The sequence below is a fragment of the Parafrankia soli genome, from assembly GCF_001854695.1.
GTDB classification, from domain to species: domain Bacteria; phylum Actinomycetota; class Actinomycetes; order Frankiales; family Frankiaceae; genus Parafrankia; species Parafrankia soli.
In genome coordinates, this window is the sequence record NZ_MAXA01000246.1 from 102,720 (window position 1) to 122,039 (window position 19,320).

The following is a 19,320-nucleotide window of genomic DNA, read 5'->3' on the forward strand; positions in this document are numbered from 1 at the left end:
CCTGGTACGACCCTGTTCCGGGAGGCTGGCGGAGAGGTTGCGAAGGTACGTGCGCAGACAACCGATGGCCAGCAGCACGGGCATGGCCGCAGACCGGCCGCCGATGACGGCGGCTGGTTCGTCCGTGGAAGACGAGGGCCACCACGACGACCGGCCCCCGACGCCGCCCCGGCCCGAGCGGTCCGGTGGTCGGAGTCTTCGTCATGCGGTGACCGACCCCACCAACTGGCGGGTGCGCACCAAGCTGATCGCCATTCTCGCCGTGCCGATCGTGGCCATCCTGGTCAACTCGTCGATCCAGGCGGCATCGGTGCTGACCAGCACCCGTGACGTGAACCGGGTACGGGATCTGATCGAGATCAGCAGGTCGGCGTCCACGCTGGTCTACTCCCTGCAGCAGGAGCGCACGTTCACCACGGGCCTCGTGGCCCGCACCGGGTCGCTGCCCGCGGTCGAGTCCCGGCGGGCGGCGGTGAACGACGCCTACACCGCCTACCAGAACGTCACCAAGGGGCGCGTGGAGTCGTTCGGCCCCGAGGTCCGGGAGGCTCTGGAGGCGGCCGACAACCGGCTGAGCCGCCTGGACTCGCTGCGCCAGGCCTCCGTGCGGATGGTGGACCCGAGCTCGGTGCGGGCGGTCTACAAACCCCTCATCGACTCGTTGATCGATCTCGTCGTCCGGATCCCTCAGGGCAACGACGACCAGCAACTCCTCACGAGCGTCACCGCCACGGACCATCTCGTCCGGGCGAACGAGGAACTCGCCGTGGAGCAGGCACTGGTACACGGAGTGGCGATCAGTGGGCGTCCATTCACCACCGAGGACTACCGAGAGTTCCTGAGCACCTACTCACAGCGCGTGGAACTGCTCCGATCGTTCGAGGAAGACGCGACTCCCGCCGAGCTCACCATTTACCGGGACAAGCTGAACTCCGACGAGAACAACGACATCGAGAACACCGCTCTGTACACGGAGCAGGTCCTCAACGCTCCCGTCGGGCAGCCCCTGGAGGTCATCGACTCCGAGAAGTGGCTGCGTGCCACCAAGGAGACGATCGACCTCGGCACCGAGGTCACCGGCAGCCTGCTGGGTATCACCGACGACCGGGTCGGCGAGCTGCGCGGCCAGATCCAGCGCGGCGCGCTCCTGTCCGGTCTGCTGATCGTCGTCATCCTCGCCAGCGCCCTGCTCGCCGCCGTGGTCGTCGCCCGCTCGCTGGTCCGGCCACTGCTCGCGCTGCGGACCGCGGCCCTCGACGTCGCCGGCCGGCGACTGCCCGAGGCGGTCCGCCGGCTGCGAGATTCCAGCGATCAGGACATCTCGGACGACGTCGAACCGATCGGTATCGACTCCGACGAGGAGATCGGCGAAGTCGCGCGGGCCTTCGACGCGGTCCACCGCGAGGCGGTCCGGCTCGCGTCCGAGCAGGCCGTCCTGCGGAACAACGTCAACGCGATGTTCGTGAACCTCTCCCGCCGAAGCCAGGGCCTCGTCGAACGGCAGCTCCGCCTGATCGACGACCTGGAGAACCGCGAGCAGGACCCGGATCAGCTGGCGAACCTGTTCAAGCTCGACCACCTCGCCACCCGTATGCGGCGGAACAACGAGTCCCTGCTGGTCCTCGCCGGCACCGACACCGCCCGCCGCTGGACGCACCCCGTCCCGGTCAACGAGGTCGTCCTGGCCGCGATCTCCGAGGTCGAGCAGTACACCCGGGTCAAGCAGACCGGGGCGGCCTCGGTGTCCATCGCCGGCAGCGGTGTCAGCGACGTCGTCCACCTGATCGCCGAGCTGCTCGAGAACGCCACCTCCTACTCGCCACCGGTCACCGATGTCATGGTGTCCAGCCACTCGCTGGGCCCGGGTGCCGGCGCGATGATCGAGATCGAGGACCAGGGCATCGGCATGCCGGCCAAGGAGCTCGAGCGGGTCAACGACCGGCTCGCGAACCCGCCGATCGTCGACGTCTCGGTCTCCCGGACCATGGGTCTGTTCGCCGTCGGTCGCCTGGCCGGCCGGCACGGGATCCGCGTCCAGCTCCGCGAGTCGGCGTCCGGCGGTATCACCGCGGTCGTCCGGCTGCCCGCGAAGCTGGTCACGGGCGACGGCGGCGCGATCCCCAGCGCCCCCCGCCCGGCCGCGGCGATCGGGCCGGGCAGTGGCGGGCCGGGCAGTGGAGGGCCGGGCGGCCAGCCCGGTGGCCGGGAGGCCGTCGCCCGCGGCGGCTCCAGCGGGCTCGCCCTGCCCCGCGGCAGCGACCGCAACGGCGCAGGGAGTGGCCTGCCGACCACCAACTTCAGTCCCACGGTCGACCCGGCCGCGTCCGCCGCCGCCGGCGGATCCTCGCTGGCGCCGGGCAGCAACGGCACCGGGACGGGTCCCGGGTTCGGGCAGGGCTTCGGCCAGGGTCCCGGGCAGGGCTCCGGGTTCGGCCAGGGTCAGGGCCTCGGGCAGGGCTCCGGGTTCGGCCAGGGTCAGGGCCTCGGGCAGGCCTTCGGGCAGAGGCAGGGCTTCGGGCAGGGTCAGGGCTTCGGGCAGGGACCATCCTCCGGAGGCTCCCCCGACAGCGGCCCCGTGTCCCTGTTCGGTGGAGGCGGGGGCCAGGCGGACGGGCCCGCCCGCAACGGGCACCACCCCGGCGACGGCCCCGACGAGCGCATGCTCAACGGGTCGGGGCAGTCCCGGCGCGAGGAGAGCGGCCCGTTCCCGACCCAGGGCCAGACCGGTCCCGAGGACTCCGCCGAGTTCGCGCTCGAGGCGTTCGACTCGGGCCCGCTGCCCCAGCGCCTGGACGGCCAGAACGACGTCGACCCGCACACCGGGGAGCACCCGTACACCTACCCGATGGCGATCGGCCGCGGCGGCGAGGGCGACGAGCCCGAGCCGGAGCGCGCCGACACCGGCGGGTACCTCCTGCCCGACGCCCAGGCGGAGCAGGACGAGTACTCGGCGCAGGTCGGCCCGCCGACCGGCCCGACCTCGATGTACGCCGAGCCGGAGACGGACGCGCTCTCCCGGCCGGGCGGGGTGTTCAACCGGGCGCCCACCCGGCCCGGTCCCGACCAGACCGGGCCCTTCCCGCGGACCGGCCCCAACCTGGCCGCCGCGTTCCGCACGCCCAGGGAGACGGGCCCCCTCGAGCGGCCCGTCCAGCCTCAGGCCGAGGACACCGGCGAGCTGGCCGCCGCCGAGCAGGGCGAGGACGTCGACACCACGCCGATCTTCGACTCCGTCTCGGCGTGGTTCCAGCGCAGGTCGCCGGCGCCCTCGAACGGCTCGGCGAACGGGCAGGGTGAGCGGCGTGGGCAGCGACCCACCCGCGGCCCGGTACGGGCCCAGGGCGCCGGGCAGYAGCCGCCGGCGACCCGGCAGGCTCCGCCCGCGCAGCAGCCCATCCACCAGGTCACGCCACTGCCCCAGCGGCCCCAGCCGTCGGCGCCGGTGCACCGCACCACGCAGCCTCCCGCGATACCGCGTACACCGGCCCGGGGGGAACCGGTCGTCGAGTCCCCCGCGCGGGGGATCCGCCGTCCCGGTCTCGGCGCTCCGCTCCCAGGGGCACCGGTTCCGGCCGGCGCGGCGCAGGCACCGCGGCAGGCTCCGCAAACAGGACCGCAGCCTGTGGTCGCCGGAGGGCAGTCGCCGGAGGGCTCCTGGTCGTCCGCCGGCGATGCCGGCTGGAAGGCCGCGGAGCAGCTCCGGCAGCCCAGCGCCGGCGGCACCACACGGTCCGGACTTCCGGTTCGAGTTCCCATGACCCATCTCGTGCCCGGCAGCGCCGAACCAGCGGCTAGCCGGCGTCCCCCAGTAGAGCCGACGACACGCTCCCCAGAGGTTGTCGGTGGTCGGCTCGCCAGCTTCTACCAGGGCGTGCGGCAGGGACGTGATGTCGGAACGGACACCACGAGGAACCCCCGACGTGACGCGCAGGAGGAACGGTGACACCCGTGAGTTCCGAAGCCCAGAACCTCAACTGGTTGATCAATAACTTTGTCGACCGGGTTCCGGGCGTCGCCCACACCGTGGTGGTCTCCGCCGACGGACTGCTGCTGGCGGTCTCGGACGGATTCCCCCGCGACCGCGCCGACCAGCTCGCCGCGGTGGCCTCCGGGCTGGTGAGCCTCACCGGCGGAGCCGCCCGGGTCTTCGAGGCCGGCGCCGTCACCCAGACCGTCGTGGAGATGGAGCTCGGATTCCTTTTCATCATGGCCATCAGCGACGGGGCCAGCATGGCGGTACTCGCCGCACCGTCCTGCGACATCGGACTGGTCGGTTACGAGATGGCACTGCTCGTCACCCGTGCCAAGGACGTCCTCACACCGGCTCTGCGAGCCGAGCTGCAGGGAACGCTTCCGCGGTGAACATGGGTAGGTCCAGGGAGTCAGGGTGAGCATCGATCCCGAGAATGCGCCCGGACCGGTCGTCCGCCCCTATGCGATGACCGGCGGGCGGACTCGGTCACGTTACGAGCTCGCCATCGAGGCACTCGTTTTCACGACACCGCTCGGCGAGGAGCGGGCGCTAAGCCTCAACCTGGAGCAGCAGACCATCGCCGCCATGTGCCGGCAGGTGCGATCCATCGCCGAGATCGCCGCCGGTCTGAGGGTGCCTCTCGGAGTCGCCCGCGTCCTGGTAGGCGACATGGCGGACGAAGGCTTCGTCCGCGTCCACCAGCAGCCGGACCGCGATGAGGCACCGGATCTCGCGTTGCTCGAAAGGGTTCTCAGYGGCCTTCGAAAGCTCTGACCACAGACGGGTCAACTCCGCCGTCGCCACGACCTCGGTGAAGATCGTGGTGGCGGGCGGATTCGGCGCCGGCAAGACGACGTTCGTGGGCTCCGTGTCCGAGATCGTCCCGCTGCGCACCGAGGCCGTCATGACCGAGGCCGGCGCGCACGTCGACGACCTCACCCACCTCGTGGACAAGACCACCACGACGGTCGCCATGGACTTCGGCCGCGTCTCGCTGGACGAGGACCTGATCCTGTACCTGTTCGGCACGCCCGGGCAGTACCGGTTCTGGTTCATGTGGGACGACATCGTGCGCGGTGCCATCGGCGCGATCGTACTGGCGGACACCCGACGGCTGGCGGACTGCTTCGCGGCGGTCGACTACTTCGAGCAGCGTCAGCTGCCGTTCGTCGTCGGCGTGAACTGCTTCGACGGGATCCTGCGCCACTCGATCGAGGATGTCCGCGAGGCCCTGCAGATCAACCAGGCCGTCCCGATCATCACCTGCGACGCCCGTAACCGCGACTCCACGAAGAGCGCGCTGATCGCCGTCGTCGAGCACACGATGTCCCGCGCGGCGGCGCGGACCTGAGGCATCGCCGTTCCGGGATCTCCCGGTCGGAAAGGCGTGGGGGGTGCTCCGAAACCGGAGCACCCCCCACGCCTTTGGCTTTTCCGGACTGTCCCGCGCCGCTACCGGCTCCGGATACCTCCGCTTCCGCCACCGGGGGCCGGGGCCGCCGTTCCCGGCCCCGGCCCTGTTTCGTACCTCGGATCAGCGGTTCTGCACCGTCTGCAGGTCCTCGACCGGCCCGTCGGGCGCGATGTTGCTGCCGTTGTTGGCGACGACGCGCAGGTTGAAGGTGTTGTTCTGCTGACGCCACTGGCCGCCCACCAGCGGGATGCTCCCCACGTTCTTGGGGACGTTCTGGGCCCCACCGAAGGTGACGGTGCCCACGATCGTGTTCGCCTTCACCCGGGCGATGGCGTCGGCGATACCGCGCGCGTTGTCGATGGAGTCGACGTTCACCAGCGCCTGGGCCAGCACCTCGTACAGTGCGTGGGTGAAGCCCAGGGACGGGGCCCAGGGCCGTCCTGTCTGGTCGACGTACTCGCTGGCCAGCTCCTCCGCAGTGCGGTTCGTGAGGTAGCTGCGGAACTGGTGCTTCGGCGACCAGCTGACCTCGGTGGTGAAACCGTTCGCGGTCGCACCGAGGTTCTCCACGTCCCGCTCGAAGGCCAGCGCCTTCGACATGGTGACGGCCTTCGGGAGGTAGTTCCGGTCGTTCAGCGTCCGCCAGAACACGGCGAAGTCGTCCGGATTGGGTACACCCGCGACGATCTCCACGTCGTTATCGATGATCTTCTGGACCTGTGCACTGAAGTCACGTTCACCGACCGAATAGGGCGGGACGTCGGAAAGTATCTGGAAGCCGGCCTGGGCCAGCGCGGGCAGGCCGAACACGCCGTTGGAGAAGGTGACGCCGTCCTGGTCATTGGGAAGCAGCAGGGCGACCACGCGGGGTACGTCCAGCTGCCCCCACATGGTCGTGTAGGCGCCCCGCAGGTCGCCCATGCCCCAGTAGAAGTGGTAGGTCCAGGAGAACGGCGCCTGGGCGTTGCCGCCGCGCCCGTAGAACCACGACTCCCACGGAGCCTCGGTGGAGATACACGGGACGCCGTTGGCCTCGCACGCGTCGGACACCGGGTTGGCGTTGTCCGAGGTGCCGCCGACCAGGACGACATCCACCTGGTCGGTGAAGATGAGGTCGGTCGCGGCGGCCGCGGCCCGGTTGCGGTCGGACTGGCCGTCCCGAACGAAGATCTCCGCCGGCAGGGTGCTCCGGCCGACCCGGATGCCGTCCTTGAAGATCGTGCGCATTGTCTCGACGACATGCGCGTCGACCTCGGAATAGAGCCGCAGCGAGCCCGTGCGCGGGCTGACCATGCCGATGCGCACCGAGCGTGCGCCGGAACCACCGGAGCCACCGCCCCCGCAGGCCGCCAGCAGGCTCGTGGCGGGCGCCGCGACGGCGGCCTTCAGCAGGCCGCGGCGATCCACCAGGCGCCACCCCTCCGGCCGCGTCTCCACCCGCGGGCCCAGGGGGCCCCGCGCTACCGGGGAGCTCGCCGCGGCCACGGAATCCGATGCCTCCGGAGAGCTCTGCGCCGCCGTTACCGGGTCGGGCCGAACCGGATGAAGGAGGCCGCGGCCTCCGTGGTTCGAGACCTCGTGGGCGGCCTGCCGCCGCCTGGTACCCGCAACACGGTCAGACCAGAACATGACACCCGATCCTGCCGCATGGCCAATAAAACCATCTCACCGGGTCCACCAACACCGCGCCCCGCGGAAGCGAGCCGGATCTTCTCCGACACCATTTGCCGGAATTCTAGCGATACATGCTCACGGAGCGCAGTGAACCAGATCCGTCGCGCTGACAGCGCTCATGCGCAACCGCCGCTGTCTCTCGGGGGATTACGCGAAGTGGTTCAGTTCACGAAGCAACTCCGGGCGGACACGTTCGGCATGGCGTCGAGCAGCAGCGTGCCACTCGCAATACCACTGTTTTCCTTGGCGGTGGTAAGGCTCTTGCCGGTGACTCCTTGCAGCGGACCGCTGGTGAACTGGACCTCGGCGATCACCGCCGCCGCGGCGTCGCCTTGCTTCGGCGTGATGGTGTAGACGCCCTGACCGTCGTTCCAGCGATACGTCAGGCCCGTCGGATCGACGACGAGCTTGTCGGGAAGAAGGTCACCGGTGCGGGTGTCCCCCCCCTCCACCACCATAATTCGGCAGCGCCAGGTGCCGTTGACCAGCGCCTTGCCCGCGAGAGCCTCCGGATTGGTCGGCGTCGGCGGCTCGGACTGCGTGACCGTGGGCTCGGTCGGGGGCTTGTCGCCGCCGTCCCCCGTCAGCAGGGTGTAGGCGCCGACCACGAACAGGGAGACCACCAGCGCGATGGCCAGCGGGCCGATCCAGCCCTCCTTGAGCCAGGCCAGCCGGTCCGGGGTGGACGGCTGGTCGTCCGCCTCGTCGTCCACCTCGGCCGGCTCGAGCACCCCGACCGCGCGGGTCGACGGGCGGTCGTCCCCGGCACCCCGGCCACGCCCGCCGCGGCCACCGGCGCCGCCGCCGTTACCACGGGCTCCGCCCCCGCCGCCTGACCCGGCCAGGCCAGCGCCACGCGCCGCCGACCGGCGGTTCTCCGGGTGCAGGTCCTCGACGTCCGTGCCTCCCCGGCCCGGCCGGTCCGCGCGGGACCGGCTCGACCGGCCAGTCGAGCCGGTGTCCTCAGGGGCGTCGGCGGGCCGTGGCGTGGTGCGCCGCGCCGGCGGCGCGGAGACGGCCTGGAGGCTGTTCGTGTCCGTGGTCGGGTTCGGGGTGCGTCTGCGGTCCGCGGGCACCCCACGGGCACCCGTCCGGCGAGCCCCCCGGGACGGCTGCCAGCCGGAGTCGTCTCCCCGGTCGGCCGCGCCGGCGGCACCCGCCCGGCCCCGGCGGGTGACCAGGGAGGTCATCTCCGCCGCGCTCTCGGGACGTCTGGGCCGACCCGGCGCGGCACCCGCCGCGGCCGGTCCGGGCAGCGCGCGCGGGCCGGTCGCGCCGCGCGGGCCGGTCGCGCCGCGCGGGCCGGTCGCGCCGCGCGGGCCCGTCCCGGCACCGGGCGCCGGCGGCGGCGTGCCTGGAACCGGTGCCTGGTCGGCGCCCGGGGCGCCCGGGGCGCCCGGCGCCGCCGAACGGCCCGGGGGCAGCGCCGGCAGGGCCCCCGACCCGCGGAACGGCGAGCGCGTGGTGGTCATGGTGTCCTCGACAGCCGCGCGGGGCGACGGAGAACGCCACGGCCCGGACGGCGCCGTCCCCGGGGCGAGCGGCTCCGCGCGCGCGGCCCCGGCAGGGCCGGTTCGGCCGCCCGGCTCAGCTCGGCCCGGCTCAGCTCGGCCCAGCTCGGGTCGGCCCAGCTCCGGCTGGCCCAGCTCCGGACGGCCACCGGGGCGTCCGGGCTCGGGACGACGTCCCGGCGGCAGAGCGGCGACCGGCAGCGGACCGGAGAGCGGATCGTTCGCCAGCGGCGGGAGGCCGGCGCCGCGAGGGCGATCGGGCGGAAAGGCCGCGGGATCATCCCGGTGCGGCGACCGCCACGGGCCGGACGCGTCGCCGTTCGGGGAACCGGGCCGGTCCGCTGCGTGCCGACCGCTGTTCAGACGCCCGTCGATCGGAAGCGCCCCGCTCGGGGACCCGGACCAGGAGCCGGGCGGCAGCGCGGCGCGCGCCACCGGCCCGGCGCCGACAGGCCGCCCCGGCGCGGCCGCGCCCGGGGTCGCGCCACCACCGGGTGCCGACATACCGCCAAGAGCACCAGGCCCACCAGGAGAACTTGGCCCGCCGGGAGAACCAGCGCCGCCGAGAGGTGCAGGGCCGCTGCCGGGGTCACCGACGCGGTAGCCGCCGGTGGTCGGGCCGCTCGCCCCGTAGCCGTCCGGGGCGCGTGCCGCGCCGTGGTCGCCACGGGACTGGTCCGGACGGACCTCGTAGCCACTGTGCCCATGGGAGTCGTAGCCGTTGCGCCGCTGGTCGTCCTGGCCGCGGTCGGTGGACGGCGTGCCTGCCCGGGGAGGCAGCGACAGGTCGGGGCGTGGCCCGGAGCCCGTGCTGTGGCCGTTCCACGGGTCGACCGGCCGCGGAGCCGGCCGCTCGGGCTCGCCGGGCCGGCTCGGGTAGGCGGCGCCGGGGCGCGCGAACCCGCCGGTCTGGTCCGGGCGCGGCAGACCGGAGCCACCCGGATGGCCGGCGCCCGACTGCGGCGGCGGGGGCGTGCTCTGCGGACGCGCCGGGTCATAACCCTGGTAGGCGCTGGGCCCGGAAGCACCCCCGGATCTCGCGGCGGGCGGCTGCGTCCGGCTCGTCGGTGGCAGTGGGAAGCTGCCGGTCACCGGATTGATGCCGGGCGCGCCCGCACCCGGGCTCGCGGGGCCCCAGCCGGGCGCCGAGCCGGTATCCGGGCCGCCGATGCGGACCGAACCGGTGTCCGGGCCCCCGGCGCGGCCCGGCGGGGCGGACCCGCGTTCGGTCGGGAACCTCGGCGGCGGTGTCGGCTCCACGTAGGAACGCGGGGACGCGGGCGGGGCCGACTCGTACCCCGTCGGGACCCGGAAGCCACCCGTCACCGACGGGCCCGCCGGCGGTAGGCCCACCTGCGGCGCCGAGGCGGGCGGGACGGGCGTGTGTGGTGCCGCGGGGTGCGGCGCCGGCGTGTGCGGCCCTGGGGAGTAGGGCCCTGAGGAGTGCGGTGCCGGGGAGTGCGGCGCGGGCTGGACGTCGGGTGCGGCGCGGCCCAGGTCGGACGGCGGCCCCCCGATGACCGGGGCGGGCCCGTTCCAGGTCGAGCTGACGTCGAACGGATCGTCGCCCACGGTCGGACCGCCGACGGCCGGGCCGCCCAGCACCGGGCCGCCCAGCACCGGGCCGTCCACCAGCGGACCACCCACGACGCCACGGGCCGGACCACTGCCGGCGCTCACGTCCAGGTCGGAGGCCGGCCACGGGGTGACGTCCCAGCCGCCGTCGGCCGCGGGGGCCGAGCGGGAGACCGCGGTGTCGTCGGGTTCGCCGACCCGTTCGACCGCGAAGAAGTCGTCGTCACGACGACCGCCAGTGGGTCGGTCGGTGCCGTCCACGGTCACGGAGCGATCACCCACCTGCCGCCGAGGTAGCCGGATGCCCACGTCCCGGCACCGAACCCACGTCGCGCTGCCGCCGGGACGTCGACCATGCTCATCGACCACACTCGCCGGTGAGCATCGCCCGCCTCTCTGATCAGCGTCCCAAGGCGGTCAGCCGTCTGAATGTACCGGCCATGAACGTACTGGCCGAATTCACGCTGGCCGCTTCCTGTCGCGCCGTTAAAAGCCGACGCCACCCGAACACGAGACCGCTCACCGGGACCGGACCCACCGCTGCGGACACACCACGCGCCGGCCGGCGGGTGACCGACCGATCCGGGCACCCCGCACGAAACCCGTGCGCGACGCACACGCTCCGGACGAGTCCGATCTGGATGCGCCCGTCTCCCCGTTCGCAACGGCAGCCTTGCCGTTGCCGTTGCCCTGGCCCTTGCGGGCGGAAAGCACGAATCGGTCGCAAACGGGATCATCCCACTGTACACGGGGGCTCTCACCGGAGATTGCGGCAGGCCGCGTAAATCTCGCGCACGATGCGCTGGGAGTTGTCGGACTCGACGTCGCTGTTGAAGGCCAGATACTGCTCCTGGGTGTAGTCAGCCTCGAGTTTCTCCAGCGTGCAGGTGCAGTAGCGCTCGTTGCCGTCGCTCACGCCGAGGCAGGCGTCGATGTAGTCCTTCCGGACGGCCGCGTCGTACCTGCCCACCCCGGCGGACGACGCGGAGGCGGCCGAACCGCTGTCGTCGCCCCTGCCGAGAACGAGGAACCCGGCCACGCCGAGCGCGACCACCAGAGCGAACGCCGTGGCCACCGCGAGCACGGTCGGCCGGCGCAGCATCGCGGCGATCCCGCGGGCGGGGTCCTCGGCCGCCGGGTAGCCGTCGTGCCTGCCGCCGTTGTCGGACGTCCCGCCCGGGCCCGCCACGCCCCAGCGCGCCCGGGGATCCAGTGCGGACGCCCGCAGCCCGCTGACGAACCGCCGCGCTCCCCCGCCCTCGGGGCCGTGGCCGTCGCCCGGCCTGGCACCGCGGCCCCGGAGGCCCGCCTCATCCTCGTCATCGTCACCGGCCCAGCGGTCCGGGTCGGCGTCGTCCAGGTGCGGGCCGTCCAGGTCGGTGTCGTCGAGATCGGCGTCGTCAAGATCGGCGTTGTCGAGATCGGTGTCGGCCACGTCGAGCTGCCCGGCCGGCCGGGGCCGCCGCGGCCGCGTCATCCGGCGAGGGATGCCCGTCGTGTTCTCCGCAGGATCGCTCGGCGCCACGGCGGAGTCCGCCCGGCTCCCGGACGCGCCCGTGGCTGTCCGGGCGGTTGGCATCGGCCCCGTCGGAATCGGCCCGGTGGGCATCGGCCCGGTCTGAAGCTGCCCAGCTGGAAACGGGCCGGTCGAAAACGGGCCGGTCGTTGTGGGCCGGCCCGATTCCCGCGCGGCCGGCGCCTGGCCCGCCCGCACCGGGCCCGTCCATGCCGGATCTGACCGCGCCGGGTCTGACCTTCCCGGGTCCGACCGTGCCGGGTCCGGGTAGCCGGAGCCGGGGCGGCCGCCGTAGGAGGAGTCTGTGTCGGCCGGCCCCGCGTACGCCTGCCCGGTGTAGATCGGCCCGGTCGCCCCGGTGCCGGCGGAGCCGCCGGAGCTCGGGGCGAGCGGACCCGTGTGCGGCGGTGTCCAACCCGCCCGGCCGAAGCCCGCCTGGCCGGAGCTGGTCTGGCCGGAGCCCGCCTGCCCCGGGCCCGCCTGGCCCGAACCGGTGTGGCCCGAACCGGTGTGGCCCGGACCGGTCTGGCCCGAGGCCGTCCGGCTCGAACCGGTCGCGGGCATGGCGGACGGCGACGTGGCATTCGCCAGCCGCCAGGTCTGGGCCGCGTCATCCCAGACATAGGCGCCGTCGTCGCTGACCCAGCGGCCGTTCTCGTCGAGGCGCATCGGTCATCCTTCGATCCGGAGACGGACGGCTCCAAGGGTGCCACGGCGGACTTACACCCAAGGCGTCCGGGTCGGCAGCACGACCGACGCACACCGCTGACTCTCCGGGCCCGTTCCGCTAGCGCCCGGCAGCGATCATGATCTCCGCCTTCTGGAACTCCTTCAACGTCGCGTAGCCCGTTGTGGCCATCGCCGCCCGCAGGGCCCCGGCGATGTTCGCCACACCGTCCTCGGCCGCGACCTCGCCCCCGGTGAGGATCTCGGCGACGGTACGTGACGTCTCGACCGGCGCCCACCGCCCGCGCGGCAGGTCCGAGTGCAGGATCTCCATCGACCAGACCGAGCCCCGCCCAGGGGCGTCCACCGCCTGCGCGAGCGGCGAATCCACCATCACGGCGTCGGCTCCGCAGGCCACGGCCTTCGCCGCGTCCCCGCCGGTGCGCAGGTCGCCATGCGCGATGACGTGGACGTACCGGCCGCCGGACTCGTCGAGGTACCGCATCCGGGCGCCGGCCGCGTCGGCGATCGCGGTCGCCAGCGGAACACCAATTCCGAGGGTCTCGGCCGTGTCGTCGCCGAGGCCGGCACCGACTCCGACGATCACGCCGGCCGCGCCCGTCCGCATGAGATGCAGTGCCGTGGAGAAGGATGCACAGCCACCGACGATCACCGGGATGTCGAGCTGTCCTATGAACTGTTTGAGATTCAGCGGCTCGGTGCGCCTGGACTGGTGCTCGGCCGACACCGCCGTGCCATGGATGACGAGGAGGTCCACGCCCGCGGCCAGCACGTGCGGGCACAGTGCCCGGACCTTCTGCGGGCGCAGCGCGGCGGCGGTGACCACGCCGGCCTCCCGCATCCGCGCCAGCCGCGCCCCGATGAGCTCGGGCTGCACCGGCGCCGCGTAGAGCTCACGCAGGCGCCGGGTCGCCGCGACCGCACCGGAACGCGCGCCCAGCTCCGCGACCTCGTCGAGCAGCGGCTCGGGGTCCTCGTGCCTGGTCCACAGCCCCTCGAGGTGCAGCACACCGAGCCCACCCTGGCGCCCGACGGCGATCGCGGACTCCGGCGAGGTCACCGCGTCGGCCGGCGCCGCGACGATCGGCAGATCGAAGTGATAGGCGTCGATCTCCCAGGCGAGTGACACGTCGGCTGGGTCCCGGGTGCGCCGCGAGGGAACGATGCCCACGGCGTCAAGGCCGTAGCCCACTCGCACGTTCTTCCCGATACCGATTTCGACGTCTGCCACCGTGTCCCGGCCTCCTGGTCAGCCCGTTTGGTCCCGCCGACCATCCTGCCTGGTACGTCGGCGTCCGGCGGCGGGGATACGGAACGACGAGCGCCGCGCGGCCGCTGGAACGGCTGGCGGCCGGTGGCGGAGAGAGACCTCCCGACCACCGACCACGGCTCACCGGGTGTAGTTCGGCGCCTCGACCGTCATCTGGACGTCGTGCGCGTGGCTCTCGGTCAGGCCGGCCGACGTGATCCGCACCAGCTGGCTGTTCTCCTGGAGATCACGGATGGTCGCGGCACCCGTGTACCCCATCGCGGCCTGCAGGCCGCCGATCAGCTGGTGGGCCATCCCGGCCAGCGAGCCCCGGTAGGGCACCTGGCCCTCGACGCCCTGGGGGACGAGCTTGTCGTCGGAGAGGACGTCGTCCTGGAAGTAGCGGTCCTTGGAGTAGGAGCGGGTGTCGCCGCGGCTGCGCATGGCACCGAGCGAGCCCATCCCCCGGTAGGACTTGTACTGCTTGCCGTTGATGAAGATGAGCTCACCGGGGCTCTCGTCGACACCGGCGAGCAGGCTGCCGAGCATCACGGTGTCCGCCCCGACGGCGATCGCCTTGGCGATGTCACCGGAGTACTGCAGCCCGCCGTCGCCGATGACTGGCACGCCGGCGGCCCGCGCCGCCCGCGCCGCCTCGTAGATCGCGGTGACCTGCGGAACGCCCACGCCGGTGACCACCCGGGTCGTGCAGATCGAGCCCGGCCCGACCCCGACCTTGACGGCGTCCGCGCCGGCCGCGATGAGCGCGGCGGCCCCGGCCGCGGTGGCGATGTTGCCACCGATGACGTCGAGCGGACGGCCGTCCACCCCGGCGGGCATGTCGGCCTTGATCCGGGCGATCATGTCGGGGACGGCATGGTGGTGGCCGTGCGCGGTGTCGACGACGAGGAAGTCCACCCCGGCGGCGACGAGGACCTGGGCACGCTTCAGCGCGTCCTCGCCGACGCCGACCGCGGCGCCGACCACGAGGCGGCCGTCCGCGTCCTTGGTCGCCCGCGGGTACTGCTCGCGCTTGGTGAAGTCCTTGACCGTGATCAGCCCGCACAGCCGGTCGTGCCCGTCGACGATGGGCAGCTTCTCGACCTTGTTGTGCCGCAGCAGAGCGAGCGCGTCGTCCGCCGAGACCCCGACCGGTGCCGTGATCAGCGGCATGCGGGTCATCACTTCGTGGACGCGGCGGGTGTAGTCCCGCTCGAAGCGGATGTCGCGGTTGGTCACGATCCCGACGAGGCGGCCGTCCGGCTCGGTCACCGGGACGCCGGAGATGCGGTAACGCGCCATGAGCACGTTCGCCTCTTCTATGGTGGCGTCCGGCCCGCAGGTGATCGGGGAGGTGATCATCCCGGACTCGGACCGCTTCACCATGTCGACCTGCTGTGCCTGGTCGTCGACGGACAGGTTGCGGTGCAGCACGCCGACGCCGCCCTGGCGGGCCATCGCGATCGCCATCCGCGCCTCGGTCACGGTGTCCATCGCGGAGGACACCAGCGGGACCGCCAGCGAGATGTTGCGGGACAGCCGCGTGGTCGTGTCAACGCCCGACGGCGCCACCTCGGACGCCGCCGGCAGCAGCAGGACGTCGTCGAAGGTGAGGCCGAGCATCGCGAGCTTCGGCGGGAGCGCCGGCCCCTCGGCGCCCAGGCTGTCAGCAACGTGCCGAACGGCGCCGGGCCGGCCGGGCGACTGGTCGAGGTCGGGTTCCCCGGTCGCGCGCGTGATCGAGGTCGTCGGGTTGGCGGGGGAACCGTCCATGGCACCTTCCGTTCGCATCGGCCCGGCGCCGGCGGGAGCGTCCCCGCGATGTCCGGGGAGTCCCGCGCCCGGGAACCGGCGCGAGCCGGTCTGCCCGGGCAGGCGGGTGAAGCATGCTGGGCTCCGCGCGGCCCGCCGGTCGGGCGACGGTGATACTCCATCGTAGAGGCCCGGCAACGGCTCCGAACTCCCCGGCGTGACCGAGAGCACCACGCATGCCACAGGACGGGCGCCGGGGCCGGGGGCGCACCCGTCCGTGGGCACCCCGTCCAAACAACGCTCGCCAAAGGTGCAAAACGGACCAGCTGCTACCACGAGGGCCGGCGTCGCGGATCCGGAATCACATAAATGGGTCACGGGCAACCGGCGCGCGGAGCACGGACCATGCGCGCGGCCCGTCACTGCCACACCAGACGAGCTGACCCGGCACGAAGGGAAGCCATCCAGGCTGGGACAGATTGGGGCATGCTGGAGCGAAAGCCCCGCACGTCAGTGCCGGACTCCGTATCGGGACCACTAAGCTTGGGCTGCGAGCGTAGCGTGTTCCTCGTGAGCAACGAGCCCCTCGACCCCTTCGCGGGCGACCCCGAGGACCCGGCGGCCGAGCTCGCGCAGCTCGACTCCGCCGAGGATCTGGAACTACTCGAACCGCTGTCCCTACGCGAGCGGGAAGAGATCCTCGCCGAGCTGGGCGACCTCGACGTCTTCCGGACCCTGCTCGAACCACGTGGTTACCGGGGTCTCGTCGTCGACTGCGAGGGGTGCGCCGAGCCGCACTACTTCGACTGGGACCTGCTGGCCGGCAACCTACGGCACCTCCTGGACGAGGGCCGTACACGGGTGCACGAGCCTGCCTTCGCCCCGGATCCGGCGTGCTACGTGAGCTGGGAGTACGCCCGCGGCTTCGCCGACGGGGTGTACGAGGCCTCAGCCGCCTCCGAGGCGGACACCCGCTGACCGACCGGCTCTCACCAGCCGTTACAACCCGGCCCGGCCGACACGGGCCGGGCACCCCTTCCCGCCCGCGGCTCCGGCGACCGACGCCGGGGCCGGCGCCGGAGGCGGCCGTTCGCCCCGCCCCGCACAGCCCGCCGCGGCGAGCGTGTGGGGAAACTCGATGTCGGTTCGTGTGACCCGCACCGGCGGCGGGTAGGCGAGGGACTGTCGGCGGGACGCGCACCACCCGTGACCGGCGGTGATCCGCACGCGTCGACACCGGCGGTCGGACGTCCACGGTTCCATCTGGTCGCGCCGTCCCGCCCGCTGTCTGCGCGAGCCTGCGCCGGTAGCGCGGTCCGTCAGCGGTGGACGGCATCCACGGTGTCCCGGCCTCTCGGTGAACCTACCGGGCGGCAGGGACCTCACCGGGGAGGCGGCGCCGGTCGACCGGGTGAAATTCCAAGATCTCCAGTCGATGGCGAGCGGCTACGGTGACCGGGTAGTCGCGGCGCCAGCCGCTCAGGTCGAAAGGGGGGGTCAGGCCGATGACCGACGTCCGACGACTTCCAGGCCCCGGCGCGGAGAAGTGGGAGTGGCAGCTCCACGGCGCCTGTCGAGGTGAGAGCACCGAGCTGTTCTTTCATCCCGAGGGCGAACGCGGCCCGGCCAGAGCCGCGCGGGAGGCGGCGGCGAAGGCGATCTGCGCACGCTGCCCGGTAATCCGGGCGTGTGGGGAACATGCCCTCGCCGCCCGGGAACCGTACGGCGTGTGGGGCGGAATGAGCGAGTCCGAGCGGGAGGCGGTCCTCACCGGGCGCACCCGCAGGGGCACCGCCCGTCACACGCCCGCCCGGCCGGGGCTCGCCCCGGCCTGCTGAAACCGGCCGCCGGATGCGAAGATCCCCCGGCCCGTACTCCCGCTCCGGGACGTACGGGCCCGGGGATCTTTTCTTTTGCCTGGAGTACGCGCGCCTCCGACCGAGCACCGGGGGCTCGTGTTCCCGGTGTCTCCCCGCCGGCGCCGCTCCCGCCAGCAGGCCGGTTCGCGCAGCCGTATGCGGGCATGTCTCCCCATCCCCGGCGACCACCCGCGACGGGTGAGCGCCCCGGGGCCGCTGTCGGATCCCTGACCTCGGGTGGCGCCGCGCGCGCCGGCGATACCCGCACCCCGGGCCAGGACGGCTCACGGCCCCGGGCACGACAAAGCCCGGTCGGTCCGCGGACCGACCGGGCCTCATCCGCCGAATCACCGCACTACCCGCCACAGGTGCCGGGCAGTGCACCGCCGGTCACCCGACGGCTCAGCTCACTCAGACGGCTCTGCTCACCCGACGGCTCAGAAACCCGGCCCGTGCGAGTGGCCGTGGCCGCCGTGCGAGTGGTCGTGGCCGTGGCCGGCCTCGGCCTCCTCGGGCTTCTCCGCCACCAGGCTCTCGGTGGTGATGAGCAGCGCGGCGATGGAGGCCGCGTTCGCCACCGCGGAGCGGGTGACCTTCACGGGGTCGACCACGCCGGCCGCGACCAGGTCGACGTACTCGCCGGTGGCCGCGTTGAAGCCCCGGCCGACGTCGCCCTCGCGGACCTTGGACACGATCACCGCGCCCTCGAGGCCGGCGTTGCGCGCGATCCAGGTGAGCGGCGCGTCGAGCGCCGCGCGCACGACCCGCACCCCGGAACGCTCGTCGCCGGTCAGGCCGAGGTCGCCGTCGAGGACCTTGGCCGCGTGGACGAGCGCGCTGCCGCCGCCCGCCACGATGCCCTCCTCGACCGCGGCCCGGGTCGCCGACACGGCGTCCTCGAGACGGTGCTTCTTCTCCTTGAGCTCGACCTCGGTGGCGGCGCCGACGCGGATGACGGCGACCCCGCCGGCCAGCTTGGCCAGGCGCTCCTGGAGCTTCTCGCGGTCCCAGTCCGAGTCGGAGAGTTCGATCTCCGCCTTCATCTGCCGGACGCGCTCGGCGACCGCGTCGGCGTCGCCGGCACCGTCGACGATCGTGGTGAGGTCCTTGTCGACGACGATCCGCCGCGCCCGACCGAGCTCGGCGAGCGTGATCGAGTCGAGCTTGAGACCCACCTCGGTGGCGACGACCTGGCCACCGGTCAGGACCGCGAGGTCCTGCAGCATCGCCTTGCGGCGGTCACCGAAGCCGGGGGCCTTCACCGCGACGACCTGGAAGGTCTTGCGCACCGCGTTGACGACCAGGGTGGACAGCGCCTCGCCCTCGACGTCCTCAGCGATGATCAGCAGCGGCTTACGCTCCTGCACCACCTGCTCGAGGATCGGCAGGATGTCGTTCAGCGCGCTGATCTTGCCAGGGTGCAGCAGCACGTAGGCATCCTCGAGGACGGCCTCCATGCTCTCCTGGTCGGTCACGAAGTACGGCGAGATGTAGCCCTTGTCGAACTGCATCCCCTCGGTGAGCTCGAGGTCCAGACCCATGGTCTGGCTCTCCTCGATGGTGATCACACCGTCCTTGCCGATCTTGTCCATCGCCTCGGCGATGAGTTCGCCGACCTGGACGTCCTGCGCCGAGATCGCGGCGACCTGCGCGATGGTCTCCTTCGAGCCGATCTCGATCGCGGCTTCCAGCAGCGCCGACGAGACAGCGGCGACCGCCGCCTCGATGCCGATCTTGAGCGAGAGCGGGGCGGCCCCGGCCGTCACCTGCCGCAGGCCCTGGCGCACCATCTCCTGCGCCAGCACCGTGGCCGTCGTCGTCCCGTCGCCGGCGACGTCGTTGGTCTTGGTGGCGACCTCCTTGGCGAGCTGCGCCCCCAGGTTCTGGTAGGGGTCGTCCAGCTCGACCTCACGCGCGATCGTCACACCGTCGTTGGTGATCGTCGGCGCGCCGTACGACTTGCTGATGACGACGTTGCGGCCGCGCGGGCCGATCGTCACCTTGACCGCGTCCGCGAGGGCGTTCACGCCCCGCTCGAGCGAGCGGCGGGCGTCCTCGTTGAACGTGAGAATCTTCGGCATACCTGTGTGTCCTCCCGACACCGCGGCCC

12 protein-coding genes are annotated in these 19,320 nt (G+C 72.8%); 6 read left to right on the forward strand and 6 right to left on the reverse strand.

Annotated elements, in window-relative coordinates:
• Positions 1 to 64: 64 nt before the first annotated feature.
• From BBK14_RS27355 to BBK14_RS27370, 4 genes are read left to right on the forward strand one after another with little or no spacing between them, the layout of a single operon-like run.
• Positions 65 to 3,943, forward strand: coding sequence for a sensor histidine kinase (locus BBK14_RS27355; RefSeq protein WP_071066108.1), 3,879 nt, complete (start codon positions 65 to 67; stop codon positions 3,941 to 3,943).
• The gene (locus BBK14_RS27360; protein ID WP_020463433.1) at positions 3,940 to 4,362 is read left to right on the forward strand and encodes a roadblock/LC7 domain-containing protein; all 423 of its coding nucleotides are present in this window, start codon (positions 3,940 to 3,942) and stop codon (positions 4,360 to 4,362) included. Before BBK14_RS27355 ends, BBK14_RS27360 begins: the two co-directional genes overlap by 4 nt.
• A 25-nt stretch (positions 4,363 to 4,387) precedes the next feature.
• Positions 4,388 to 4,747, forward strand: coding sequence for a DUF742 domain-containing protein (locus BBK14_RS27365; RefSeq protein WP_006541596.1), 360 nt, complete (start codon positions 4,388 to 4,390; stop codon positions 4,745 to 4,747).
• Positions 4,689 to 5,324, forward strand: a complete 636-nt coding sequence (locus tag BBK14_RS27370) for a GTP-binding protein (protein WP_071066110.1) — start codon at positions 4,689 to 4,691, stop codon at positions 5,322 to 5,324. Before BBK14_RS27365 ends, BBK14_RS27370 begins: the two co-directional genes overlap by 59 nt.
• Positions 5,325 to 5,507: 183 nt before the next feature.
• Here the strand turns inward: BBK14_RS27370 and BBK14_RS27375 are convergent, their stop codons facing one another.
• The 5 genes from BBK14_RS27375 to guaB form a co-directional block, all read right to left on the reverse strand.
• Positions 5,508 to 6,794 carry an ABC transporter substrate-binding protein gene (locus BBK14_RS27375; RefSeq protein ID WP_241831882.1) on the reverse strand — a complete coding sequence of 429 codons (1,287 nt, stop codon included), beginning with the start codon at positions 6,792 to 6,794 and terminating at the stop codon, positions 5,508 to 5,510.
• 428 nt (positions 6,795 to 7,222) lie between these two features.
• Positions 7,223 to 10,414, reverse strand: coding sequence for a hypothetical protein (locus tag BBK14_RS37385; RefSeq protein ID WP_071066112.1), 3,192 nt, complete (start codon positions 10,412 to 10,414; stop codon positions 7,223 to 7,225).
• Positions 10,415 to 10,904: 490 nt separating this feature from the next.
• Positions 10,905 to 12,332, reverse strand: coding sequence for a hypothetical protein (locus tag BBK14_RS27385; RefSeq protein WP_071066113.1), 1,428 nt, complete (start codon positions 12,330 to 12,332; stop codon positions 10,905 to 10,907).
• A 118-nt stretch (positions 12,333 to 12,450) separates the two neighbouring features.
• Entirely contained in the window at positions 12,451 to 13,581 is a 1,131-nt protein-coding gene (locus tag BBK14_RS27390; protein WP_071066114.1) for a GuaB3 family IMP dehydrogenase-related protein, read from the reverse strand.
• 159 nt (positions 13,582 to 13,740) lie between these two features.
• A complete protein-coding gene (guaB, locus tag BBK14_RS27395; protein WP_071066115.1) occupies positions 13,741 to 15,372 on the reverse strand; it encodes an IMP dehydrogenase in 1,632 nt (543 codons plus the stop codon).
• 540 nt (positions 15,373 to 15,912) lie between these two features.
• Here guaB and BBK14_RS27400 point away from each other — a divergent pair.
• Together BBK14_RS27400 and BBK14_RS36000 are read left to right on the forward strand one after the other, a co-directional pair.
• Positions 15,913 to 16,329 carry a DUF5319 domain-containing protein gene (locus BBK14_RS27400; RefSeq protein ID WP_018505081.1) on the forward strand — a complete coding sequence of 139 codons (417 nt, stop codon included), beginning with the start codon at positions 15,913 to 15,915 and terminating at the stop codon, positions 16,327 to 16,329.
• A 527-nt stretch (positions 16,330 to 16,856) separates the two neighbouring features.
• Positions 16,857 to 17,189 (forward strand): WhiB family transcriptional regulator, encoded by a 333-nt coding sequence (locus BBK14_RS36000; protein WP_083391293.1) that lies wholly within the window; start codon positions 16,857 to 16,859, stop codon positions 17,187 to 17,189.
• Positions 17,190 to 17,647: 458 nt separating this feature from the next.
• Here the strand turns inward: BBK14_RS36000 and groL are convergent, their stop codons facing one another.
• The gene (groL, locus tag BBK14_RS27410; RefSeq protein ID WP_071066117.1) at positions 17,648 to 19,291 is read right to left on the reverse strand and encodes a chaperonin GroEL; all 1,644 of its coding nucleotides are present in this window, start codon (positions 19,289 to 19,291) and stop codon (positions 17,648 to 17,650) included.
• Between the last annotated feature and the right edge of the window lie 29 nt (positions 19,292 to 19,320).

Bases quoted from the DNA above. Each gene is read 5' to 3' on its own strand.
- groL (WP_071066117.1), bottom strand. From the start codon at position 19,291: ATGCCGAAGATTCTCACGTTCAACGAGGACGCCCGCCGCTCGCTCGAG.
- guaB (WP_071066115.1), bottom strand. From the start codon at position 15,372: ATGGACGGTTCCCCCGCCAACCCGACGACCTCGATCACGCGCGCGACC.
- BBK14_RS27385 (WP_071066113.1), bottom strand. From the start codon at position 12,332: ATGCGCCTCGACGAGAACGGCCGCTGGGTCAGCGACGACGGCGCCTAT.
- BBK14_RS36000 (WP_083391293.1), top strand. From the start codon at position 16,857: ATGACCGACGTCCGACGACTTCCAGGCCCCGGCGCGGAGAAGTGGGAG.